This window comes from Aeromonas sp. QDB39, assembly GCF_027707585.1.
GTDB lineage: Bacteria > Pseudomonadota > Gammaproteobacteria > Enterobacterales > Aeromonadaceae > Aeromonas > Aeromonas hydrophila.
Genome location: NZ_JAPCIV010000001.1, coordinates 122,484 through 145,568 on the forward strand (window position 1 = coordinate 122,484; position 23,085 = coordinate 145,568).

25 protein-coding genes and 1 riboswitch are annotated in these 23,085 nt (G+C 63.4%); of the genes, 4 read left to right on the plus strand and 21 right to left on the minus strand.

Annotation, left to right across the window (positions count from 1 at the left end; genetic code table 11):
* Positions 1–131: 131 nt before the first annotated feature.
* Positions 132–869: a hypothetical protein gene (locus tag PG899_RS00535; protein WP_077095546.1), complete on the minus strand. Its 738-nt coding sequence runs from the start codon at positions 867–869 to the stop codon at positions 132–134.
* Complete coding sequence (locus PG899_RS00540; protein WP_011705502.1) at positions 869–1,429, minus strand: YceI family protein; 561 nt, start codon at positions 1,427–1,429, stop codon at positions 869–871. Before PG899_RS00540 ends, PG899_RS00535 begins: the two co-directional genes overlap by 1 nt.
* 110 nt (positions 1,430–1,539) lie before the next feature.
* On the opposite strand from PG899_RS00540, the gene PG899_RS00545 reads away from it, so the two are divergent.
* Positions 1,540–2,442 carry a LysR family transcriptional regulator gene (locus PG899_RS00545; RefSeq protein ID WP_005299405.1) on the plus strand — a complete coding sequence of 301 codons (903 nt, stop codon included), beginning with the start codon at positions 1,540–1,542 and terminating at the stop codon, positions 2,440–2,442.
* A 23-nt stretch (positions 2,443–2,465) separates the two neighbouring features.
* Here the strand turns inward: PG899_RS00545 and PG899_RS00550 are convergent, their stop codons facing one another.
* Positions 2,466–2,882: a hypothetical protein gene (locus PG899_RS00550; RefSeq protein ID WP_077095547.1), complete on the minus strand. Its 417-nt coding sequence runs from the start codon at positions 2,880–2,882 to the stop codon at positions 2,466–2,468.
* 66 nt (positions 2,883–2,948) lie between these two features.
* Between PG899_RS00550 and PG899_RS00555 the strand changes: the two genes are divergently transcribed.
* The gene (locus PG899_RS00555; RefSeq protein WP_077095548.1) at positions 2,949–4,679 is read left to right on the plus strand and encodes a formate--tetrahydrofolate ligase; all 1,731 of its coding nucleotides are present in this window, start codon (positions 2,949–2,951) and stop codon (positions 4,677–4,679) included.
* 241 nt (positions 4,680–4,920) lie between these two features.
* Here the strand turns inward: PG899_RS00555 and PG899_RS00560 are convergent, their stop codons facing one another.
* Together PG899_RS00560 and folE are read right to left on the minus strand one after the other, a co-directional pair.
* Entirely contained in the window at positions 4,921–6,576 is a 1,656-nt protein-coding gene (locus PG899_RS00560; RefSeq protein WP_077095549.1) for a methyl-accepting chemotaxis protein, read from the minus strand.
* 422 nt (positions 6,577–6,998) lie between these two features.
* Positions 6,999–7,655, minus strand: coding sequence for a GTP cyclohydrolase I FolE (folE, locus tag PG899_RS00565; protein WP_011705496.1), 657 nt, complete (start codon positions 7,653–7,655; stop codon positions 6,999–7,001).
* 305 nt (positions 7,656–7,960) lie between these two features.
* Here folE and moeA point away from each other — a divergent pair, with 305 nt between their 5' ends.
* Both moeA and moeB read left to right on the plus strand, forming a co-directional pair.
* Entirely contained in the window at positions 7,961–9,187 is a 1,227-nt protein-coding gene (gene moeA, locus PG899_RS00570; protein ID WP_077095550.1) for a molybdopterin molybdotransferase MoeA, read from the plus strand.
* Positions 9,184–9,939 carry a molybdopterin-synthase adenylyltransferase MoeB gene (gene moeB, locus PG899_RS00575; RefSeq protein WP_077095551.1) on the plus strand — a complete coding sequence of 252 codons (756 nt, stop codon included), beginning with the start codon at positions 9,184–9,186 and terminating at the stop codon, positions 9,937–9,939. The genes moeA and moeB overlap by 4 nt, the downstream gene beginning before the upstream one ends.
* Before the next feature lie 85 nt (positions 9,940–10,024).
* On the opposite strand, the gene PG899_RS00580 is transcribed toward moeB, so the two are convergent.
* The 16 genes from PG899_RS00580 to moaA form a co-directional block, all read right to left on the minus strand.
* The gene (locus tag PG899_RS00580) at positions 10,025–10,801 is read right to left on the minus strand and encodes an alpha/beta fold hydrolase (protein ID WP_016350261.1); all 777 of its coding nucleotides are present in this window, start codon (positions 10,799–10,801) and stop codon (positions 10,025–10,027) included.
* 64 nt (positions 10,802–10,865) lie between these two features.
* The gene (modC, locus tag PG899_RS00585; RefSeq protein ID WP_077095552.1) at positions 10,866–11,942 is read right to left on the minus strand and encodes a molybdenum ABC transporter ATP-binding protein; all 1,077 of its coding nucleotides are present in this window, start codon (positions 11,940–11,942) and stop codon (positions 10,866–10,868) included.
* Positions 11,939–12,619, minus strand: a complete 681-nt coding sequence (modB, locus tag PG899_RS00590; protein WP_016350259.1) for a molybdate ABC transporter permease subunit — start codon at positions 12,617–12,619, stop codon at positions 11,939–11,941. Before modB ends, modC begins: the two co-directional genes overlap by 4 nt.
* A 104-nt stretch (positions 12,620–12,723) precedes the next feature.
* Positions 12,724–13,452: a molybdate ABC transporter substrate-binding protein gene (modA, locus tag PG899_RS00595; protein ID WP_077095553.1), complete on the minus strand. Its 729-nt coding sequence runs from the start codon at positions 13,450–13,452 to the stop codon at positions 12,724–12,726.
* A gap of 103 nt (positions 13,453–13,555) precedes the next feature.
* A complete protein-coding gene (moaE, locus tag PG899_RS00600; protein WP_077095554.1) occupies positions 13,556–14,029 on the minus strand; it encodes a molybdopterin synthase catalytic subunit MoaE in 474 nt (157 codons plus the stop codon).
* 2 nt (positions 14,030–14,031) lie between these two features.
* Complete coding sequence (moaD, locus tag PG899_RS00605) at positions 14,032–14,277, minus strand: molybdopterin synthase sulfur carrier subunit (RefSeq protein ID WP_077095555.1); 246 nt, start codon at positions 14,275–14,277, stop codon at positions 14,032–14,034.
* Positions 14,274–14,798, minus strand: a complete 525-nt coding sequence (gene moaC, locus PG899_RS00610) for a cyclic pyranopterin monophosphate synthase MoaC (RefSeq protein ID WP_011705487.1) — start codon at positions 14,796–14,798, stop codon at positions 14,274–14,276. The genes moaD and moaC overlap by 4 nt, the downstream gene beginning before the upstream one ends.
* Before the next feature lie 9 nt (positions 14,799–14,807).
* On the minus strand, positions 14,808–15,314 hold the full coding sequence (moaB, locus tag PG899_RS00615; RefSeq protein WP_077095556.1) for a molybdenum cofactor biosynthesis protein B: 507 nt from the start codon (positions 15,312–15,314) through the stop codon (positions 14,808–14,810).
* Between the two features lie 262 nt (positions 15,315–15,576).
* The gene (locus tag PG899_RS00620; RefSeq protein WP_011705485.1) at positions 15,577–16,167 is read right to left on the minus strand and encodes a cytochrome c3 family protein; all 591 of its coding nucleotides are present in this window, start codon (positions 16,165–16,167) and stop codon (positions 15,577–15,579) included.
* Between the two features lie 11 nt (positions 16,168–16,178).
* Entirely contained in the window at positions 16,179–16,634 is a 456-nt protein-coding gene (locus PG899_RS00625) for a nitrate reductase cytochrome c-type subunit (RefSeq protein ID WP_005299342.1), read from the minus strand.
* On the minus strand, positions 16,634–17,509 hold the full coding sequence (gene napH, locus PG899_RS00630; RefSeq protein WP_011705483.1) for a quinol dehydrogenase ferredoxin subunit NapH: 876 nt from the start codon (positions 17,507–17,509) through the stop codon (positions 16,634–16,636). The genes PG899_RS00625 and napH overlap by 1 nt, the downstream gene beginning before the upstream one ends.
* Entirely contained in the window at positions 17,506–18,240 is a 735-nt protein-coding gene (gene napG / locus PG899_RS00635) for a ferredoxin-type protein NapG (protein WP_077095557.1), read from the minus strand. Before napG ends, napH begins: the two co-directional genes overlap by 4 nt.
* Before the next feature lie 16 nt (positions 18,241–18,256).
* On the minus strand, positions 18,257–20,746 hold the full coding sequence (gene napA, locus PG899_RS00640; protein WP_077095558.1) for a nitrate reductase catalytic subunit NapA: 2,490 nt from the start codon (positions 20,744–20,746) through the stop codon (positions 18,257–18,259).
* Between the two features lie 148 nt (positions 20,747–20,894).
* Positions 20,895–21,158: a chaperone NapD gene (locus tag PG899_RS00645; RefSeq protein WP_011705480.1), complete on the minus strand. Its 264-nt coding sequence runs from the start codon at positions 21,156–21,158 to the stop codon at positions 20,895–20,897.
* A 29-nt stretch (positions 21,159–21,187) separates the two neighbouring features.
* The gene (gene napF / locus PG899_RS00650) at positions 21,188–21,697 is read right to left on the minus strand and encodes a ferredoxin-type protein NapF (protein WP_077095559.1); all 510 of its coding nucleotides are present in this window, start codon (positions 21,695–21,697) and stop codon (positions 21,188–21,190) included.
* Between the two features lie 249 nt (positions 21,698–21,946).
* Complete coding sequence (gene moaA / locus PG899_RS00655; RefSeq protein WP_077095560.1) at positions 21,947–22,942, minus strand: GTP 3',8-cyclase MoaA; 996 nt, start codon at positions 22,940–22,942, stop codon at positions 21,947–21,949.
* Positions 22,930–23,069, minus strand: a riboswitch (molybdenum cofactor riboswitch). Its footprint overlaps the gene before it by 13 nt.
* Positions 23,070–23,085: the final 16 nt, after the last annotated feature.

Below are 23,085 nucleotides of genomic sequence, written 5' to 3' on the forward strand. Positions count from 1 at the left end.
GGGTTCTGTGTGTGTCCAGATAATTGAAAATCCTTTTTATCTGAAAGCACTATGGGGCTCAATCTTTATCTGTGCAGACTATGACGAAGTCGGCAACTTTCGGGTTAATTGTCTGTTTTTTATGCTAAAAATCAGTACAACGAGGCTTCCGGCCACACCTTCCAGAGGCTGAGTCCGGCTCCTGCGCCCGCCAGCAGGATCAACATGGCCCAGCGCTGGATCCAGGGCTTGCTGCGCAAGGCCCACTCCAGCAGGGGCAGCAGCCAGACCGGCAGCAACACCAGCAGCGGTACTTCCACGTATTGCCAGGCGAGCATCTGCACAAAGGCCAGCGCCAACCCGAGCGCCGCGGGCGCCACCTGGCTGCCGGCAAAGGCCCCGAGCAGAGCGCGGAAACCGGCGAAAGCCGCCAGCGCGCCGGCCAGCTGGGCAATCAGCAGGCTGCCGTCGATGCCGATCACCAGCGCCAGCCAGATGAAGCCGAGGGCAAAGCCGAGCCCCTCGCGGCTGTCACCGCGCAGCCCGGTCCATCCCAGCCAGGCGATGGCAGGCAGCAACGCCAGCCAGATGGCAGGCTCGCTCGCCAGCACCGAGGCCAGCCCCTGCCACCACACCAGCGCCCCCAGAGCGGCAAACAGCGCAAGCGCGGCCCGCTGGTCGGCCAGCTGCGCCGCCAGGGCGGGCACCAGCAGGGTCAGCGGCAGCCACTGCCACGCTTTGACCGGCAGCCCGTAGGCACCGCCCAGCAGGCAGCCCACCAACCAGAGCGCCAGGGCGCCCCACAGATACCCCAGCCGCGGCCAGCGCCACGACAGCAAAGCGGCTCCCAAAGGAGCCGCCAGGGTTTGCAGCAGGAGTGCCGCGCCCATTACTTGCGCACGCCTTCGACGAACAGATTGATGCTCATCTCGTCGGGGATGTTCGGCACCATGTAGTTCACGCCAAAGTCGCTGCGCTTGATGGTGGTGGTGGCGTTGAAGCCGCTGCGGTAGCCACCCCAGGGATCCTTGCCTTCACCGATGTGGACCAGATCGAAGGCCACTTCCTTGGAGACGCCGTGCAGGGTCAGGGTACCTTTCAGTACGCCCTTATCCTTGGTGCCCTCGTAGCCGGAGCTGACGAAGGTCATCTTGGGGAACTGCTTCACGTCGAGGAAATCGGGGCTGCGCAGGTGTTTGTCGCGCGGCTCGTGGTTGGAGTCCACGCTGGCGGCATCGATCTCGAAGCTCGCCTTGGCCGCCGCCGGGTTGGCGTCGTCCATGCTGAAGGTGCCGCTGAAGGTATTGAAACGGCCCACCAGTTCGGAGAAGCCGAGGTGACCCACCTTGAACTGCACCGTGGTGTGCGCCGCATCGACGTCGTAATCGGCTGCCATCAGGGGAGCCGCCATAAACAGGCAGGAGGCCAGCAGGGCCTTGGTCATTTTCATCCGTTCGTTCCTTCATATTGGGGGTTCACAACAACAGCCAAGATGCTAACCTCCATATCGGAATAGATAATCAACGATTTATTAAAATAATTATCAACTGAGAGTGAAAGATGGACCAGATAGCCGCCATGCGCACCTTCATCAAGGTGGTGGAGTGTCAAAGTTTTACCAAGGCCGCCAACCAGCTCGGCATCTCGGTCGCCATGACCTCCAAGCTGATGCAGCAGCTGGAGGAGTCGCTCTCCACCCGGCTGCTGTCGCGCACCACCCGTCAGGTCAACCCCACCGAGGCAGGCCAGTTCTACTACCAGCGCTCCCAGGCGCTGCTGGCGGAGCTCGAAGAGACCCACAGCCAGCTGACCCGTAACAACCAGCAGCCCCAGGGCACCCTCAAGCTGTCGGTGCCGATGGATTTCGGCTACCTGCACCTCTCCCCCGCCCTGCCGTTGTTTCGTGAACGCTACCCGGACCTGAAGCTGGAGATAGAGTACAGCGACCGACGAGTGGCGCTGGTGGAAGAGGGGTTCGATCTGGCGCTGCGCATCGGCAACCTGCCGGACTCCTCCCTGGTAGCCAAGCCGCTGGCCATGATGCGACTGGAGGTATGTGCCAGCCCGGCCTATCTGGCCCGTCGGGGCACGCCAAACACCCCGGAGGATCTCAAACAGCACGACTGCCTGCTCTACACCCTGACCCAGCCGGACTGGGTGTTCAAACGAGATGGCGAGCAGCTGAGCGTGCGCCCGCAGGGGCCGCTGCGTGCCAACAACGGGGTGGCCCTGACCCGGGCGGCCTGTGACGACCAGGGCATCATATTGCAGCCCACCTTCATCGTCGGCGATGCACTGCGCTCCGGCGCCCTGGTGTCACTGCTGCCGGAATGGGAGAAGGGGCAGGTGGGGCTCTATGCCCTCTATCCGCACCGCCGTTTCGTCTCGGCCAAGGTGCGCTGTTTCATCGAATTCGTGCAGGAGCGTTATCTCGCCCCCCACTACTGGGATCGCAAGGCTTAAGTTTTGCCGCGGTGACAGAATGGCTATGAGGCGACGCTATCGGCAGGCAGCGGCAGCTCGGCCACCAGCAGCAGGTCGTGCAGGCTCAGCTGCCAGCGCGGCAGGCGCTGGCGCAGGGTCGCCAACTGCGCCTCGTCAAAGGCATAGGGCAGGGTGATGTGCAGGCAGTGGCAGTCGAGCATGCCGGCCAGCTGCAGGGTCAGGATGAGATTGGCTTCGTCGGTCTTGTGCTTGTTGATGCGCTTGCCCAGTTCATGGCGAAAGTGGGTCTCGGGATCCTGGGTCATCGCCTGCCAACCATAACCAAACAGCGGAATGAAGGCGCTGACGACCCCCAGCGCGGTCAACGGCTGTTTGGGCGGGTGATAGAGGGTGTTGAGATCCAGCTCGATGGGCGTTAGATGCAGCTCACGATTGCCGGACAAAATATTATTACTCATTGGATAACCCTGTTGATTCCACTAGACTGCGCCGCATATTTGACCTGACATGCCAACGAGGTGCTGATGCTAAGCGATATCGAGATCTCCCGCCAGTCCCCCCGTCTCCCCATTCACGCGCTGGCCGAGCGCCTCGCCATCCCTTCGCACCAGCTCCATCCTTACGGTCACTACAAGGGCAAACTCAGCCTCGAGCTGCTCAAGTCTCTCCCCAAACCGGCGGGCAAGCTGGTGCTGGTGAGCGCCATCACCCCCACCCCGCTTGGCGAGGGCAAGACGGTGACCACCCTCGGCCTCTCCATGGGGCTCAACCATATCGGCCAGCCCAGCATCGCCACCATCCGCCAGCCGAGCCTGGGCCCGGTGTTCGGGGTCAAGGGGGGCGCCGCCGGTGGCGGTCATGCCCAGGTGGTGCCGATGGAGGAGATGAACCTGCACCTCACCGGTGACTTTCACGCCCTCACCGCTGCCCACAACCTGGCGGCGGCGGCCCTCGATGCCCGCCTGTTCCATGAGCGCAAGCTCGGCGACCAGTTCAGCGCCAGAACCGGCCTGCAGCGGCTCGATATCGATGCAGACAACATCCTCTGGCCGCGCACCCTCGACATGAACGACCGCGCCCTGCGTCACCTCACGATTGGACAAGGGGGCGCCGCCGATGGCGTCGAGCGCCAGGATCGCTTCGTCATCACCGCCGCCTCCGAGCTGATGGCCATTCTGGCGCTGGCGAGCGATCTGAAAGACCTGCGCCAGCGCATCGGCCGCATCCAGCTGGCCCGCGACTTGAGCGGCAAGCCCATCACCGCCGAGCAGCTGGAAGTGGCGGGCGCCATGACGGTGCTGCTCAAAGAGGCCCTGCAGCCGACCCTGATGCAGACCACCGAGCAGACCCCGGTGCTGGTGCACGCCGGCCCCTTTGCCAACATCGCCCACGGCAACTCCTCGGTGATCGCCGATCGCATGGCCCTCGGCCTCACCGATTACGTGGTGACCGAGGCGGGCTTTGGCTCCGATATGGGGCTGGAGAAGTTCTTCAACATCAAGCACCGCCAGTCCGGCATCGCGCCGGCCTGCGTGGTGCTGGTGGCGACGGTGCGCGGCCTCAAGGCCAACAGCGGCCTGCTCGATATCCGCCCGGGTCAGCCGCTGCCCGAGAGCCTGCTGGGGGAAGACTTGCCCACCCTTGAGCAGGGCTGTGCCAACCTCGGCTGGCACATCGCCAATGCCCGCCGCTACGGGGTGCCGGTGGTGGTCGCCATCAACCGCTTCCCCACCGACAGCGAGGCCGAGCTGGCCTTGCTGGCCCGCGCGGCGCTGCAGGCCGGCGCTTGTGGCAGCGCCATCTCCAGCGCCTTTGCCCAGGGCGGGGCCGGTGCCAGCGAGCTGGCCCAGGCGGTGGTGGCCGCCTGTGAGCAGCCAGGCAAAGTCAAACTGCTCTACCCCAACGAGGCGAGCCTGGACGCCAAGCTGGCAACCCTGGTGGAGTGCGGTTATGGCGGGCGCGGCGTGCAGCTTTCCGACAAAGCGCGCCGGCAGCTGGCACAACTCTCTGCCGAGGGGTGGGATCACTTGCCGGTCTGTGTGGCCAAGACGCCGCTCTCCATCAGCCATGATCCGGCCCTCAAGGGGGTGCCGACGGACTTCGAGGTGCCCATCGAGGAGGTGAAGCTGTGCGCCGGTGCCGGCTTCGTCTATGCCCTGGCGGGCCCCATCATGACCATGCCGGGTCTTGGCAGCCTGCCGGCCTACCGTCATATCGATATCGACGATAACGGCGAAATAGTCGGCCTGAGCTGATGGTTGATGGTGAGTGGCAGCTGCCGGCCAAGCCACCGCCTCGACAGCCTGCCACCGGTTACCGTCATATCGATATCGACGATAACGGCAATATCCTCGGCCTGAGCTAAATGGTCGGATAAAGGGTCTGGCGCCGACCGATGGCGCTGCGCTCATCGACCCTGCGATCAGCAAACCTGCCAAAACAACAAGGCCCCGCCGATTGGCGGGGCCTTCTGTTATCTGTGACCAAGGGTCAGCCTTAGAGGCTAAAACGCTGGGTCATATGGTGCAGCGTATTGGCCAGCTTGCTCAGCTCCACACAGGCCTGGGCGGTCTGCTGAGCCCCCAGGGCGTTCTCGTCGGCCGCATTGTGGATATTGACGATGCTGCGGTTGAGCTCCTCGGTCACCGCGTTCTGCTCCTCGGTGGCGGTGGCGATCAGGGTGTTCATGTCGGTGATCTGGGTGACGGCACCGTTGATGGTGTCGATGCTGCTGCCCGCTTCCCGGGCCAGCCCCACGCTCTCCTGCATCTGCTGGCGACTCAGCTGCATGGCGCTGCCCGCCTCGGCGGTACGCTCCTGCAACACCTCGATCATCTTGCTGATCTCGGCGGTGGAGTTCTGGGTGCGCTGGGCCAGGGAGCGCACCTCGTCGGCAACGACCGCAAAGCCGCGGCCCTGCTCACCAGCACGGGCCGCCTCGATGGCCGCGTTGAGCGCCAGCAGGTTGGTCTGCTCGGCGATACCGCGAATGACGTCCAGCACCATGCTGATGTTGTTGCTGTCCTGCTCCAGCTGCTGCACCACGGCGCCCGCCTGCTCAATCTTGACCGACACCTCCTCGATGCTGCTGATGGCGCTGCGCACCACCTGATTACCCTGGGTCGAGGTACGGGAGGCATCCTTGGCGGCACTCATGGCGTCCGTGGTGTTGCGGGCCACCTCGTTGACGGTGGACTGCATCTCGTTCATGGCGGTGGCGACCTGGGAAACCTCGCTCTGCTGGCGAGCCATGCCGGTGGCGGATTGCTCGGAGATGGCGCTCACCTCCTCCACCGCGCTGCTGAGCTGGCTCACCGAGCCGGCGATCTCACTCACCAGATCCGCGAGCGAACCCTGCATGCGATCGATGGCGGCGCCGAGCTGACCCAGCTCGTCACGCTTGAAGCGACTGCCGCGGATCCACTCCTGCAGTTCGCCCTTGCCCAGATCACCGCTCGCGATGCGCTGCGCCTGACGGGCCAGCATCACCAAGGGATCGCGGATCTGGCGGGTCAGCACGGTGGACAGCACGCCCGCCAGCCCCAGTCCCAGCAGCAGGGCGATGATGATGCTCAACTTGGCGCTGTCAAACGCCTCCACCACCTGGGCACGGGAGTTGACGGAGTAGCCGTGGTTGATGCGGATCAGATCCGCCACCGACTTGGCCAGATTGGTATAGAGGGTGACGCCCTCGCTCATGAACAACTGCTGGGCCTCGGCCAGCTGGCCGCCATCCTGCATCAGCCGCACCCGCTGGTGTAGGGCGACGTACTTGTCCCAGTCCTGCTTGACGATATCAAAGGTGCGACGCTCCTCCACATCCTCTGCCCAGATGGTGGCATCGTGGGCTTTGACCTGCCGGGCAACCTCTTGCAGGCTCTGCTCGCTGAGATCCCGATAGTGGGTTCGCTGCTGCGGGTCGGCCGCCACCAGAAACACATCCAGTTCATAGCGGCGCAGAGTGTTGATGGTCTCACCCAGGGTGCTGGTGCGCACCACGGCGGGCAGTATGCTGTCGGTAAAGCCGATGGCCGCCCGGTTCATGTTGCCGAACTGCAGCAACGAGAAGCCACCGATGAAGGCCATCATCAGGCCGAGCACGGCAAAACCGGCGGTGAGTTTCTTGCCAATGGTCATGGTACTGGTATTCATGGCATGTCCTGGATATGAGTGAACAGATAACGCTCGTCTGGACCGTAGCGATACGATCCGCGGTCACCGCCTCCATGGCGGCTCATCCAGCCTTGATGAATCTATGTCCTTGCATGAACGAGGCGAACAGTTTTGCCAAAGTGCCGATCTGCCCAACAGCCGAGCCCAAGCCGCAATGGCACATGGCAGGGAAACGGCAGCAAGACCCCGGTCGAGAGAACCGCCGGAACAGGCACCTTGCCGGCTTGCCTGCACTCCCAAAGAGCGCACCCAAGCCATGAAAAGGTATATCGACCGGGTCTGCCAATCCCTTGAGGAAAATCGTCGGGTGACTGTCTGGCAGCCAGCGGGCGGTCAAGGGAAGAAAAAAGGGAGGGAAAAGCGAGGAGACATGCCGCAGCGGCGGCACGTCTCCAGGCAGATCAGCGCTTCAGGCCGGCCAGGAATTCGGCGCGGGTATCGGGCTGGGTCTTGAACACCCCACCGAGGGAGGTGGTGGTGGTGTAGGAGGTGGAGTCCATCACGCCGCGCGCCTTCACGCAGAAGTGGGTCGCCTTGATGCTGATGGCCACATCCTTGGTGCCGAGCAGGGTCTGCAGCGCCAGCAGGATCTGCTGGGTCAGCCGCTCCTGCACCTGGGGACGGCGGGCAAAGAACTGCACGATGCGGTTGATCTTGGAGAGCCCGATCACCTTGCCACGGGGGATGTAGGCCACATGGGCCAGCCCGTCGATGGTGACGAAGTGGTGCTCGCAGGTGCTGGTGAGGCTGATGTCCCGCACCATGATCATCTCGTCCACCTTCATCTTGTTCTCGATCACCGTCACCTTGGGGAAGGTGGCGTAATCGAGGCCGGAGAAGATCTCGTTGACGTACATCTTGGCGATGCGGTGCGGCGTCTCCGCCAGACTGTCATCGGCCAGATCCAGCCCCAGCGTCTCCATGATGGCGCGCATGTGGCCCTCGATCTTCTCCCGCTTCTGCTGACCGTCCAGTGCATTGGCCACCAGAGGTGTTTCGAGGCCCTCGGCCTCGAGGGCGGCCCTGACCAACAGGGCTTCCCGACTTAAGCTCGTCATCTTGTTCCTCTCCCACGCTCAGGGACTGTGATGGCCGCCTTGTCTATGACGGCATTCTGTTTTGGCGCAATAGTAAACGGCGATTATTGTCATTATTCAAGCTAACTCAAGCCCGTTCCCTGACTTTATGCCAATCCGGCGAATTTTACCCCGCCGGCGCTCCCCATACGGGGGTGCCCTTTCGCTCCGGTCGCTGTCTATCTGTGCAGCCAGTCGGTTTTATCCCGCAGCAACCTGCCCATCCAGCTGGATTTTTGGGATAATCCGCCCTCTACTCCCCCTCCATCACACAATGAGGTCATGACATGGGATTTGATACCAGCGGACTACTCCCCCTGAGCGACGCCCTGCAGGGCATGCTGGCACAGCTTGATGGCTGCTGCGACAGCGAACAGCTGCCCCTGCCAGAGGCCCTTGGCCGGGTACTCGCCATGGATATCGCCTCCCCTCTCTCCGTGCCCCCGTTCGACAACTCCGCCATGGATGGTTACGCGGTGCGGCTGGCGGATCTCGCCGCCGGCGCCCCCCTCATCATGGCGGGCAAGGCCTTTGCCGGGCAGCCCTATCAGGGTGAGTGGCCCGCCGGCCACTGCGTGCGCATCATGACCGGCGCCCCGGTGCCGGCCGGAACGGATGCGGTAGTGATGCAGGAAGAAACGCAGGCCGACGGCGACAGGATCACCTTTTTGACCACGCCGGTGCCCGGCCAGAACATTCGCCGCCGCGGCGAAGACATCTGCGAGGGCGCCAGCGTGCTCGCTGCCGGTACTCGCCTCACCGCCCGGGAGATGCCGCTGCTGGCCTCCCTCGGCATTGCCAGCGTACCGGTACGTCGGCCGCTCAAAGTGGCCATCTTCAGTACCGGTGACGAGCTCAAGCCGGTCGGCACCCCGCTCGCCCACGGCGACATCTATGACTCCAACCGTTACGGGGTCAAGGCCATGCTGGATCGCATGGGTTGCGATTGCCTCGACCTTGGCATCATCCCGGACGATCCGGCCCAGCTGCGCGCCGCCTTTCTGAAGGCCGATCGCGAGGCCGACGCCCTCATCACCACCGGCGGCGTCTCGGTGGGGGAAGCGGACTTCACCAAACAGCTGCTGGAGGAGCTCGGCGAAATCGGCTTCTGGAAGCTGGCCATCAAGCCGGGCAAGCCGTTTGCCTTCGGTCGCCTGCCCCACGCCTGGTTCTTCGGCCTGCCGGGCAACCCGGTCTCCGCTATGGTCACCTTCGATCAGCTGGTGCAACCGGCGCTGGCCAAGCTGGCGGGCCAACGCTTCGAGCGCCCGCTTCAACTGCCAGCCATTGCTGCAGAGCCGCTCAAGAAGGCGCCGGGCCGGCTCGACTTCCAGCGCGGCATCCTGACTCAGGGGCCAAACGGCCTGGAGGTGCGCAGCACCGGCTCGCAAGACTCCGCCGTGTTCAGCTCCCTGTCGCGCGCCAACTGCTACATCGTTCTTGAGCGCGAGCGGGGCCGCGTCGCGGCAGGCGAGACGGTCACCGTCGAACCGTTCGGGGGATTGCTGCTGTGAGCGAGATCCTGAGCGATGCCGAGCTCTTGCGCTACAACCGCCAGATCATCCTCAAATCCTTCGACTTCGAGGGGCAGGAGGCGCTCAAGCAGGCCAGGGTGCTGGTGATCGGCGCCGGCGGCCTTGGCTGCGCTGCCAGCCAGTATCTGGCGGTGGCCGGGGTCGGCCAGCTCACCCTGGTCGATTTCGATCGGGTGGAGCTCTCCAACCTGCAGCGCCAGGTGCTGCACACCGATGAGCGCATCGGCCACTACAAGGTGGACTCCGCCGCCCAGTCCCTGCACGCGCTCAACCCCTGGCTCAAGGTGGAGACTCACGCCTCTGTTGCCGACGAGGCGCTGCTCGATGCCCTGCTACCCAGCCATCAGCTGGTGCTCGACTGTACCGACAACCTGACCATCCGCAATCTGCTCAACCAATACGCGCGCAAGCACAGGGTGCCGCTGGTCAGCGGCGCCGCCATCCGGCTGGAGGGGCAGCTGTGCAGCTTCACCTGGCAGGAGGGGGAACCCTGCTACGCCTGTCTCAGCGCCCTGTTCGGCGAGCAGGCGCTCACCTGCGTCGAGGCGGGGGTGCTGGCTCCTGTGGTGGGACTGGTGGGCAGTCTGCAAGCGCTCGAAGCCATCAAGCTCTTGGCGGGGATGGGCCGCAGTTACAGCGGCCGCTTGCTGATGATCGACGGCCTTGGCGGCACCTTTCGCGAAATGAAGCTGCCCAAACGCCCCGACTGCCCGGTCTGCTCGCACGGGTGAATCACCCCAGCGAGCCTTTGCACCAACAAAAAAGCCGCCCCATGAGGTCGGCTTTTTTTATCTGTCACTGTTCTCCACCACATCATCAATGGGTAGAGAGGATCCGCTGCAACAGATGATTGAAGCCGGAGGGATCTTCCGCCGGCCAGGCATGGTGGCCGTTGGGGGTGTGGATGGTGGCGTTGGGCAGGGAGGCAAACTGCTCCACCCGTTTGGCCAGCGGCAGATAGTCGTGACTGGTGGAGATGATGGCCACCGGCTGCCAGATGTTGCCGAGCCGGGCGCGCACCGACCAGCCGGGCAGCGCCTCCAGCAGCGCCTTGTAGGTTTTCTTCTTGTTGCGCACGAAACGCAGCCGGAAGGTGTGACGCACCTGCGCAAGGTCGGGGCCGGGAAAGAGCTCGCGGCCAAGCCACCAGGCGAGCGGCCGCAGGCCGAACCAGCGCAGCCACTTGAGGCGCTGGGCAAAGCGCTCCTGCTCTTTTGGCGTCTCCAGCAAAAATTCGCTGAAGCCGTTGACCAGCACCAGCCCCTGCACCTTGTGGGGCAGTTGCAACGCCAGCTCCAGCGCCACCATTGCCCCGAGCGACAACCCCACCACCCAGGCGGGCTCAGGCTGTTCGTCCAGCCAGTTCACCACGTCCGCCGCCAGGGTCGCCACGTCGAACGGCCCCTCCTGCATGCTCTGGCCGTGACCACGCAGATCCAGCGCCACCACCCGGTAGTGCTCGGAAAAGCGTTCGATCTGCGCCTGCCAGTCGAGGCTGGAGGAACCCAGCCCGTGCAGCAGCAACAACAAGGGGCCCTCCCCCGCGCTGCGCAGGGCAAGACCGTTGGATTTCATCACCTGATTGCGGCGCATCAGTTCATTGCCTCTCGACTCATCCGCTGAACCATCCTGATTTTCTGCCTCTTCTACAATCCGCTCAACCTTCGCTGACCAGGCTCACCGCCTTGATGTAGGCGTAGATCTGCTGGTTCGGGGCGAGCGCCAGCCGTCTGGCGGAGCGGCTGGTGATCCGGGCCAGCAGTATCTGCTGACCCAGCGCCAACTGCAACAGGGTCTGGCCGGGACGCACTTCGCGTTCGGCCAGCAATCGGGTAGTGAGACAGTTGGAGAGGCTGGAGTGTTCGATGGGGGCGGTGGCAATCACCACGTCCCGCCCGGCCACCTTGATCTGCAGGGGGCCGCCATCATCCGGCACCTGGGTCATGGTGACCCGCAACTGCTGCTCGCCGAGCTGCAGGGTCGCCATCTGCTCGTCGTCATCGTAGTGAGAGAGGGTCGCCGCCAGCATCACCCCGGCATCGTCACGACTGGCGAGCGACAGATCGGTGCGGGCGAAGATCTCGCTCGGCCGGCCTTGTGCCTCCACCCGGCCATCCGCCAGCAGCACCAGCTGATCGCACAGCAGGCTCACCTCCTCCATGGCGTGGCTGACGAAGATCATCGGGATACCGCTCTCCTGCTGCAAGCCCTTGAGCACGTGGGCCTGATGGATGCGGCTGCGCCTGTCCAGCGCAGAAAAAGGTTCATCCAGCAGCAGCAGATCAGGCTCGGCCAACAGAGCCCGGGCCAGCGCCACCCGCTGGCGCTGGCCGCCGGAGAGGCCGTGGGCCGGCTGGGGCAGCAGTTCGGCAAAGCCGAGCCGCGCCGCCAGCACTTCGGGCTGCCAGCGCCCTCGCCCCTTGCGAGCCGCCAGTTGCAGGTTGCCGAGCACGCTCAGATGGGGGAAGAGACGCGAATCCTGAAACACCAGCCCGATGCGGCGCGCCTCGGGCAGCAGATCGCTCAGCGCCCTGCCCTGCCAGTTGAGCTTGTCACCCGGCGCCCTGTCCAGCCCGGCGATGATGCGCAGCAGGCTGCTCTTGCCGCAGCCGGAGGGGCCGAACAGAGCGAGGATGCCCCCCAGCTCCAGGGCCAGTTCACAGTCGAGGGTAAAGGCGCCAAACGCCCGCTTCGCCTTGAGCAGCAAAGGTTGCGCCTTGCGGGTGTCGCTCATCCGAACAGCCTCCGTTGCCGGCGCTGCAGCACCCCGTACACCAGCACCAGCATCACCAGCGAGAAGCCCATCAGGCCACCCGCCAGCAGGTGGGCATTTTGATAGTCCATCGTCTCCACGTGATCAAACAGGGCGATGGAGAGCACCTGGGTCTCGCCGGGGATGTTGCCGCCAATCATCAGCACCACCCCGAACTCTCCCAGGGTGTGGGCAAAACCGAGCGCCGCCGCCATCACGAAGCTGGGCAGCGTCATCGGCAAGATGATGTGAAAGAAGCGCTCCACCGGCCCGAGCCCCAGGGTGGCGGCGGCCTCCAGCTCCTTGTTGCCCATGTTGACGAAGGCGGAGGTGAGCGGCTGCACCACGAAAGGGAGCGAGTAGAGGATGGAGGCCAGCAGCAGGCCGGTAAAACTGAACGCGAGCGGTGCCCCGAAGGTGTCGCGCCACCAGGCACCCAGCCCATAGGAGGGGGAGAAAGCCAGCAGCAGATAGAAACCGAGCACCGTTGGCGGCAGCACCAGCGGCAGCGCCACCAGGGCCTCCACCACGGGTCTGAGCCTGTGCTGGCTGCGCGACAGCCACCAGGCCAACGGGGGCGAGAGCAGCAGCAGGATGGCGGTGGTGCTGGCTGCCAGTCTCAGGGTGAGCCAGACCGCCAGCAGATCCCCTTCACTCATCGCCTTCCTCCCGGATAGATGCGGACAACCATGGAGAGAGTGTCTTCATCGCACAGGCGGGCCGACCCGAAGGCCAGCCCGCCGTTAGCAGATCTGCCATGCCATTACTTCGGCAGCGCATAACCCGCCGCCTTGATCTGTGCCTGACCCGGCCCCTTGAGCCAGGCCACCAGCGCCTCGACCGCCGCCCCTTTCTTCAATACCAGCCCCTGCTGTTCGATGGGCGGATAGAAGTCGGCCGGCACGGCCCAGGCTTCACCGGTCTTGCCCGCTTCCACCAGATTGGCCCAGGCGACGAAGCCCAGCTCGGCGTTGCCGGTGTCGACGAACTGCCAGGTCTGGCCGATGTTGGTACCGGTCAGCAGGCGGTACTGCTTGGGATCGATCTTGAGATGATCGAGGGTCGCCATGGCGGCGGTGCCGTAGGGAGCGGTTTTCGGGTTGGCGATGGCAAGGTTGCCCTTCCAGCTGCGCAGGGTTGCCTCGTCAGGAGCAGGCCCCCCCTTCTGCCACAGACCCAGCTGGCCGATGGCGTAGGTGAAACGCTCGCTGCCCTTGCCCTCCTGCTCCAGCTTCTGCGGGGTTTTCACGTCGGCGGAGAGGAAGAGATCGAACGGCGCGCCGTGGCTGATCTGGGTGTAGAGCACCCCGGTCGCGGCGGAGGAGATGGCCAGGGTGTGGCCGGTCTTGGCGGTGAACTCCTTGCCGATGCGCTCTATGGTGCCCTTGAAGTTGGCGGCCACGGCCACCTTGACCTCATCGGCCTGCACGGCACCTGCCTGCAGCGCACTGGCGCAGACCCCGGCGATAACAACGGATAACAGCGGTTTCATTCCTTTACCTCCTGACTGGGGCCGCTTTTATGTATCCCCAGCCAAGGGGGCGGCCCCGAAAACAGGGGCCGCGGCTCCCGATGAGCCAGCCCCCTTGAACAGGTCAAGCTTGCCAGCGGGCGGCGGCAGTGTTGTCGCTATCCTTGGCCTCGACCCAGCGTTGTACCCCTTCGGCGGTCAGCTCTTTCTTCCAGAACGGCGCCCGGGTTTTCAAGAAATCCATGATGAAGTGGCAGGCTTCGAAGGCCGCCTCGCGGTGGGCACTGCTCACCACCACCAGCACGATCTGATCGCCGAGCAGCAGCTCGCCGATGCGGTGGATCAGGGTGCACTCCTGCAGCGGCCAGCGGCTGCGAGCCTCGGCCACTATGTCCGTCAGCGCCTTCTCGGTCATGCCGGGATAGTGCTCGAGGGCCAGCCCTTTCACCTGCTCCCCCTGATTGAAGTCGCGCACCTTGCCGACAAAGCTGACCACGGCGCCGGTATCCTGCCGGGCGGCGAGGCGGGCATATTCGTCGGCCAGCGAGAAGTCATCCCGCTGTACCAGAATGCGATCGGTCATGGTTGCCTCGCTCATCCTTAACCTCCGGTCACCGGCGGGAAGAAGGCGACCTCATCGCCATCATGGAGAGGCGTATCCAGCGGCACCAGGGTCTGGTTGACCGCCACCAGCAGCTTGCCCGCCTCCAGCGCCAGCGCCCACTTGTCGCCGCGCTCGCTCAAGGCGCTTCGCAACTGCTCGGCACTCGCGTAGTCGCACGGCAGGCTCAGCTCGTCGCAGGCCACCAGCTCTTTTACCTGGGCAAAAAAGAGTACCTTGATCATGCTTGCTCTCCGTCAGTCACTCCCAGCTGAAAATGGCCGGACTTGCCGCCCTTTTTCTCCACCAGCCGCACCTGTTCGATCACCATGTCCTTTTGCACCGCCTTGCACATGTCGTAGATGGTCAGCGCCGCCACCGAGGCGGCGGTCAGTGCCTCCATCTCGACCCCGGTCTTGCCGGCCAGCTTGCAGAGGGTGCGAATGTGGACCCTATTTTGCTCCGCCTGGGGTTCTATCTCTACCTCCACCCGGGTAAGGGCCAGCGGATGGCAGAGGGGAATGAGATCCGAAGTCTTCTTGGCCGCCATGATGCCGGCGATGCGGGCGGTGGCAAACACGTCCCCCTTGTGGTGCTGACCGCTCAGGATCAGGGCCAGGGTAGCGGGGGCCATGGTGACAAATGCCTCGGCGCGAGCCTCACGCTCGGTCACCTGCTTGTCGGTCACATCCACCATGTGAGCTTCGCCGCTCTGGTTGAGATGGGTCAGATTGGGCTGAGTCTGCTTGGGTTCGGTCGGGTTCATCAAAGGCCCTCAAAGATGGGAGACAAAGTTGCACGGCTTGGTGCGGGCGTCGAGCTGGTCCTGGACAAGCTTCTCCCATCCCAGCTGGCAGGCGCCGGGGGAGCCCGGCAGACAGCAGATCAGGGTGCGATTGGCCAGCCCGGCCAGCGCGCGGCTCTGCATGGCGGAGCCCTTGATTTCGGCAAAGGAGAGCTGGCGGAACAGTTCACCAAAGCCCTGCACGGTGCGCTCGAACAGCACACCGACCGCCTCCGGCACCCGGTTTTGTTCGTTGAAGCCGGTGCCACCGTTGATGAGCACCACTTGCACCCCTTCATCGGCGATCCAGTCGCTCACCTGAGCGCGAATGCGAAACAGATTGTCGGGGCAGAGCGCCCGGTCGGCCAACACGTGGCCGGCATCGGTCAGGGCAGAAACCAGATAGTCGCCCGCGCTGTCATCGGCGACGGTACGGCTGTCGGAGACCGTCAACACGGCGATCTTGAGGGGAATGAATGCGTTGTTTTTCTGTCCCATGGGCAGCTCCTGATGGCAAAGGACCGTAAGCAAAGAGAAGAAAAGTGGCCAGGATCCCGGCTGGCAGCGCTCGATTGCGAGGAGAGGCTCGTGTCCGTCAGGACCAAACCTTGACCAGTCGGTCACGCGCTGCGACTCACGGCGGGCCGATTCTACCAAAACTCGCGCCAGAGGGGGGATTAAAAGGGCGCACGGCGGCGCTTTTGCCCTGACCGGGCGGAATATGAACAGGCCGGGCGAACCCGGCCTGCATCAGATGGGCTTAGAAGCCCTTCACGCCCGTCATGTCGGGCAGCTGGTGAGCGATACCCTTGTGACAGTCGATACAGGTGCTCTCGCCGCTGGCCAGACTGGTGGAGTGCATCTGGGCACCCCGCTTGCCTTGCAGGGAGAAGTCCATGTATTCGAAGTTATGGCAGTTGCGGCACTCCCTCGAATCCGTGTCCTTCATCCGCTTCCACTCCCGCTCGGCCATCTCGCGCCGGTGCGACTCGAACTTCTCGCGGGTATCCACCTTGCCGGTCAGCATGCCCCACAGCTCCTTGGACGCCTGCACCTTGCGAATGATCTTGTAGGTCCATTCATGCGGCACGTGGCAATCCGGGCAGCTGGCGCGCACGCCGGAACGGTTGGCGTAGTGGATGGTGTCGCGGTACTCCACGAACACGTTGTCCTTCATCTCGTGGCAACCGGTACAGAACTTCTCGGTATTGGAGGCTTCCATGGCGGTGTTGAAACCGCCCCAGAAGATGACCCCGCCGAAGAATCCCATCAACAGCAGCACCCAGAGGGCGGCCTTCGAGGGAGACTTGAAGGTGGTCCACAGACGCTGCACAAAACCGGGTAATTTCATCTATGGGCTCCTCAGTTCAGCGCTTCAACTGGTTTAAACGTATTTTCCACCAGCGGCTTGGCATCCGCTTGCGGCACGTGGCACTGCAGGCAGAAGTAGCGACGCGGCGAGACCTCGCCCAGGGTCATGCCGTCACGGGTCTCGAAGTGAGTCGGGCTGATCTTGGGTGCCTTCATGGCGCTGGCGTTCTTGAAGCTGTGACAGGCCAGACACTTGTTGACCTTGTTGTCCACTTCATAGTTGCGGGTGTCGTGGGGGATCAGCGGGGGCTGATGCATGTACTGGCGATCGTAGAGGTCACCATCCTTGCGAAAGTTCTTCATGGGAGCCGCATCGGCATCCGTCACCAGATCCGTGCTCCCCCGCTCCGATTTGATGCCCCCCGTGCTGTTGGTGATCTCGGGGACTGCCGCCATCAAGGAACCAGCCATCAGACAGGCCAGCATTGCTCCAATCAGCTTCTTCATTATGTGTTCTCCGACGTTTTCTCTGCCTTGACGGCAAAACCTACAGTGATTTCAAAAACTTGCTCCGCGCAGACATCGATGCAACGGCCGCAGTTGGTACACTCCTGAGCCACAATCAAGGGCCCGTGACCACGCTTGGCACCGTGAACGGGGCCGCGCAGGATAGGACGTTCCGGGCAGACCGCATAACAATCCATGCAGTTGCTGCACCGCTCGCGCCCCTTGGCAGAAATCTTGATGAACCCGACCCGGTTGACCAGGGCATAGAAAGCCCCCACCGGACAGAGGTGACCGCACCAGCCCCGCTCCACCACAAAGAGGTCGAACAGGAACAACACCGCCAGCAAGGCCCAGCCCGCCCCCATGCCAAACAACAGGCCGCGCAGGGTGAGCGACACCGGATTGACCAGCTCCCACACCAGCACCCCAGCGATGGCCGGTGCCACCAGCACCATGGCCAGCAGCCAGTAGCGGGTAGTGCGGCTGAACTGACCGTTGCCCTTGAGGCCAAGACGACCCCGCAACCAAGCGGCGGCATCGGTGACCAGGTTGACCGGACAGACCCAGGAGCAGAACACCCGTCCCCCGACCAGCCAGTAACCCAGCAGCACGATGACGGCCCCCAGCCAGAGGGTGGGGATGGGCCAATGGCCCGCCGCCAACGACTGCAGCAGGGTCAGCGGATCCGTGAGTGGCACCGTCTCCAGCAACAGCGAGCTGGAGAGATTGCCCTTGAGGATCCAGATGCCCGCCAGCGGCCCCAGCAGGAACAGCGTCAGCACACCAAACTGGCAGAGCCGGCGCAGCAGCAGGAAGCGGTGTGACCGCCACCAGCCCAGCCTAGCGGTGGCCTCGGCTCCCGGATAACGACTCATAGCCCCTCCGGTTTGCGGGTCGGCAGGGTGAGCCTGTCGCCGATGAGCGATTTGCCCGCCTTCGCCTTCTCTTCCCAGCCGAGCCGGTAGTGGTGGCCGATCTCCCCCTTGGCGAGCTGCCGAGGCACCACCTTGATGGCCGCCTCCTCCAGCACGCAGGCATGCTCGCACTTGCCACAACCGGTGCAGACATCGCTGTGCACCGTGGGCAGGAACATGGCGTGCTTGCCGGTGCGCTGGTTGTGCTGCAGCTCCAGGGTGATCGCCTTGTCGATCAGTGGACAGACCCGGTAGCAGACGTCGCAGCGCAGCCCCAGGTAGTTGAGGCAGGTCTCGTGATCGATGAGCACTGCCACTCCCATCCGCACCTGATCGATGTCGGTCATGGTCTGATCCAGCGCCCCGCTCGGGCAGGCCACCACGCAGGGGATGTCTTCACACATCTCGCACGGGACGGCGCGCGCCTTGAAGTAGGGGGTGCCGGTGGTCACGGGTTCAAACAGCCGGGCGAGCTTGAGAGTGTCGTAGGGGCAGGCCTCGACGCAGAGCCCGCAGCGCACGCAGGCGCTGAGGAACTGCGCCTCGTCGAGGGCGGCCGGCGGGCGCAGCGCCTGGGCAGGTACGGCCTGCACCTGCTGGCGCGCCATGCCGCCGAGCCCCACGCCAAGCAGGCCCACACCGCAGGCCCCCTTGGCCATGTCGGCCAGAAACTGGCGCCGACTACGACTCATCTCGCGCTCCCCCGCCTTATGCCTTGACGACCTTGACGGCGCACTTCTTGTAATCCGTCTCTTTGGAGAGCGGATCGGTGGCGTCCAGGGTCAGCTTGTTGACCAGCTGGCTCGCGTCGAAGAAGGGCATGAACACCAGTCCCTTGGGCGGACGGTTGCGGCCACGAGTCTCGACCCGGGTCTTCACCTCGCCCCGGCGGGAGGAGACGATCACCTCTTCACCACGGCGCACGCCACGAGCCTTGGCATCTTCCGGGTGCATGAACAGCACCGCATCCGGGAAGGCGCGATAGAGCTCGGGGACCCGACGGGTCATGGTGCCGGTGTGCCAGTGCTCCAGCACGCGACCGGTGGAGAGCCACATGTCGTACTCTTTGTCCGGAGCTTCGGCAGCCGGCTCATAGGGCAGCGCGAAGATCACCGCCTTGCCATCGGGCTTGCCGTAGAAGCGCACCCCTTCGCCCGCTTTCACATAAGGGTCGAACCCTTCGCGATAGCGCCACAGGGTCTCCTTGCCGTCCACCACCGGCCAGCGCAGGCCGCGGGCTTCGTGATACTGATCGAACGGCGCCAGATCGTGGCCATGGCCGCGACCGAAGGTGGCGTACTCTTCGAACAGCCCCTTCTGGACGTAGAAACCAAAGTGCTCGGCCTCGTCGTTCAGGACCCCCTTGCTCTGCTCTTTCGGGAACTGGTTGACCTGGCCGTTGGCATAGAGCACGTCGAACAGGGTCTTGCCTTTCACTTCCGGCATCTTGGCGATGAGTTCGGCTGGCCACACCTCTTCCACCTTGAAGCGCTTGGAGAACTCCATCAGCTGCCACAGGTCGGACTTGGCCCCTTCCGGCGGCTTGACCTGCTGGTGCCAGAACTGGGTACGGCGCTCGGCGTTGCCGTAGGCCCCCTCTTTCTCCACCCACATGGCGGTCGGCAGGATGAGGTCGGCCGCCTGGGCGGTCACGGTCGGATAAGGGTCGGACACCACGATGAAGTTGGCCGGGTTGCGGTAACCGGGCAGCCCCTCTTCGTTCATGTTCGGGCCGGCTTGCATGTTGTTGTTGCACATCACCCAATAGGCGTTGAGCTTGCCGTCCTTGAGCATGCGGTTTTGCAGCACGGCGTGGTAGCCCACCTGCTCCGGGATGGTGCCTTCCGGCAGCTTCCAGATCTTCTCGGCGATGGCGCGGTGCTTGGGTTCGGTCACCACCATGTCGGCCGGCAGACGGTGGGCGAAGGTACCCACTTCACGGGCGGTACCGCAGGCGGAGGGCTGACCGGTCAGGGAGAACGGACCCGAGCCCGGGGTAGAGATCTTGCCGGTCAGCAGGTGGATGTTGTAACAGAGGTTGTTGGCCCAGACACCGCGGGTATGCTGGTTGAAGCCCATGGTCCAGTAGGAGACCACCTTCTTGCTCGGATCGGCATAGAGTTGGGCCAGCTTCTCGAGCTTGTCCTTAGGCACGCCGGAGAGCTTGGAGACGGACTCCAGATCGTAATCCGCCACGAACTTGGCGAAGTCGTCGAAGCTCATCGGGGTGGAGTCGCCGCTGTCCGGGTTCTTGGCCTTCTGCTGCAGCGGGTTGGTGGGACGCAGGCCGTAACCGATGTCGGTCACCCCTTTGCGGAACTGGGTGTGCTTGTTGACGAACTCCCAGTTCACCTTGTCGTTCTGGATGATGTAGTTGGCGATGTAGTTGAGGATCGCCAAGTCGGTCTGCGGGGTAAACACCATGCCGTTGTCTGCCAGCTCGAAGCTGCGGTGCTCGAAGGTGGAGAGCACGTGCACCTGCACATCCTGATGGGACAGACGGCGATCGGAGATGCGCGACCAGAGGATCGGGTGCATCTCGGCCATGTTGGAGCCCCACAGCACGAAGGCGTCGGCCTGCTCGATGTCGTCGTAGCAGCCCATGGGTTCATCCATGCCGAAGGTACGCATGAAGCCCACGACTGCGGAAGCCATGCAGTGACGGGCATTGGGATCCAGGTTGTTGGTGCGCAGACCCGCCTTCATCAGCTTGGCGGCGGCATAGCCTTCCCACACGGTCCACTGGCCGGAGCCGAACATGCCAACCGCAGTCGGCCCCTTCTCTTTGAGGGTGGCCTTGAACTTCTCGGCCATGATGTCGAAGGCCTGATCCCAGCTGATGGGCGCGAAGTTGCCGTTCTTGTCGAACTTGCCGTCCGTCATGCGCAGCATGGGCTGGGTCAAGCGATCCTGGCCATACATGATCTTGGACAGGAAGTAACCCTTGATGCAGTTAAGACCGCGGTTGACCGGTGCATCGGGATCGCCCTGGGTCGCCACGACGCGCCCATCCTGGGAACCCACCAGCACGGAACAGCCGGTACCGCAGAAACGGCACGGTGCCTTGTCCCAGGTGATGGCGGTCTTGTCGGTACTGGTGATCAGATTGGCCGCCAGCGTAGGGGCACTGACACCAGCAACGGCAGCGGCTGCCGCCACCGCGTTGGCCTTCATAAAGTCGCGTCGACTCAGCTTCATGGCATATCCTCACATTGCTTATCGCGTAAGTTGTCGAGTGTATCGAACTGGTTTTGGCTCAGGGCGGCGAACTCGTACCCCGGCATCGCTTTATCTTTGCATCCATGGCGGCCATTACGATGAGTCACGCAGGCTCGGCCTCATGGCGCTACTCCTTGCTCTGGGCCTCGAGCTCATCAAACTGGTGGTAAATCAGGGCGGCGGACAGCACGCCCGGCATCGCATTGATGGCGTCGATGGCCGCCATGATGGGACGCTGGCTCGGACCTTCCAGGGTCACCACCAGCTTGCCCTCATCACTGACGGCATGGATCTCGGCTCCCTCGAGGGTCGCGATCTCGTCTGCGAGCTGGTGACGCAAGGAGGGCTGGGTCAGCACCACCAGGCTCGATACATGGAACTCTTGTTTCATTGTGACTCCTGCTTCACACAGATCCTGCTTCATCTGGACTCCTCGCCAGCGGGTGCCCCCACCCGGATGCTGCCCACCGGACAATCCATCACGCAGGCACCGCAACCGGTGCAGGCTGCCGCATCGATGCTGGGGGTCGGCACCCGGCCCAGCATGGGGGAGAAACGGATCGCCCGGGGCTCGCAACTGTCCTGGCAGCGCTGGCAAAATACCTGGCCATGGGCCAGACAGTTGGCTTCAATATGGGCGATGTATTGCCAGGGTGCCTCCGTGGTCGGGCGAAATATCGGCACTTTGCAAGCGGCGACACATTCCCCGCAAAAAGTGCACTCGCCGCGCAGAAAATCCACGCTAGGAAAACCACCATCGCCCTTGACCAGGATCTGCTCCGGGCAAGCCGTGAGGCAGTCACCGCAGCGGGTGCAGTCGGCGGCAAAATCGGACCAGGCGACGGACCAGGGCAGTTGCACCCGTGGCTCATTCGATGTCAGACGACCCCGAAACAGACTGCGGCGCGACAGGTTGACCCCATCCGGCATAACGGCTCCTTGCTGCTGGTAATGGCGCACGAGTGAGTCCCATGACAGGTATTTTCAATACCTATTATAAGAGTGGGTGTATATTGCGGCCCTGACAAGTTCAGGGATATACCACCAGGGAGATAATCAGGGGGGATTCTTGCGCTGGATCAAACCCTTGGCGCAATAAAGAACAATGGGGGCAAGGCAAAATACCCCCATTTGAGGATTGCTTATTAATCGATGGCTATTTTTGTCGGCTGCCGTGGATCAGCCGCCGATGGAGGCCAAATGCGGGGTCATGCCGGCATTGCCTTCGTGCAGTCGATGGGTCGCCGCCTTGCCAACAAGGGCGCTGCGGATCCGCTGCTGCAATTCATCCTGCTGGCCGTCGGCCGTCAACAGATCTCGCAGCTCCACCCCGTGGTCACCGAACAGACAGAGGTGCAGCTTGCCGAGGGAAGAGACCCGCAGCCGGTTGCAACCGGCACAGAAATCCTTGCTGTAGGGCATGATGAGCCCAACCCCGCCCATCGACTCCGGGTGCATGAATACCTGGGCGGGGCCATCGTCGGCACCGCGCAGCTGCTGCAGCCAACCGGCATCGAGCAGACGCTGCTTGATGAGCGCCCCGCTGGCGTGATGATCGCGAAACAGGGTATCCATCTCACCGGTCTGCATCAGCTCGATGAAGCGCAGCTCGATGGGCTTGTGCCGGATCCAGGCCAGAAACGCATCCAGCTGATGATCGTTGAGTCCCTTGAGCAGCACGGCATTGATCTTGACCGACTTGAAGCCGGCGGCCAGCGCCGCTTCGATGCCATCCATCACCTCCGCCAGCTTGTTCTCACCGGTGATCTGGTGAAACTGGCGCGGATCCAGGCTGTCGACGCTGACGTTGAGGGCGGTCAAACCCGCATCGAACCACTCGCTGGCCCGCTCTTTCAAACGATAACCATTGGTGGTCATGGCCACCTTTTCGATGCCGGGGGTATTGGCCACCGTCTCTATGATGGCGGTGAAGTCCCGGCGTAGGGAGGGCTCCCCACCGGTCAGGCGCACCTTGCGGGTGCCCATGGCGGCAAATCCGGACACGACGCGGCGGATCTCTTCCAGAGAGAGAAAGGGCTGACGCCCCGCCTTGTCACCGGTCGGTGGGCGGTAACCATCGGGCAGGCAGTAGGTACAGCGAAAATTGCACACGTCGGTGATCGACAGGCGCAAATAGTAGAAACGACGGGAAAAACCATCTTGCAGTGGCGACATAAACACCTTTCCAAATACGGGAGGCCAGGGCATTTCTTTCCTGACCCTTACAGCTCGAACATCGGCTGACGGCGGTTTCCCCCTATCATGAGGACTTAGGCAAAACCGCTCGGAGTTCATCTAGTTTTTCGATGCTAGCACAA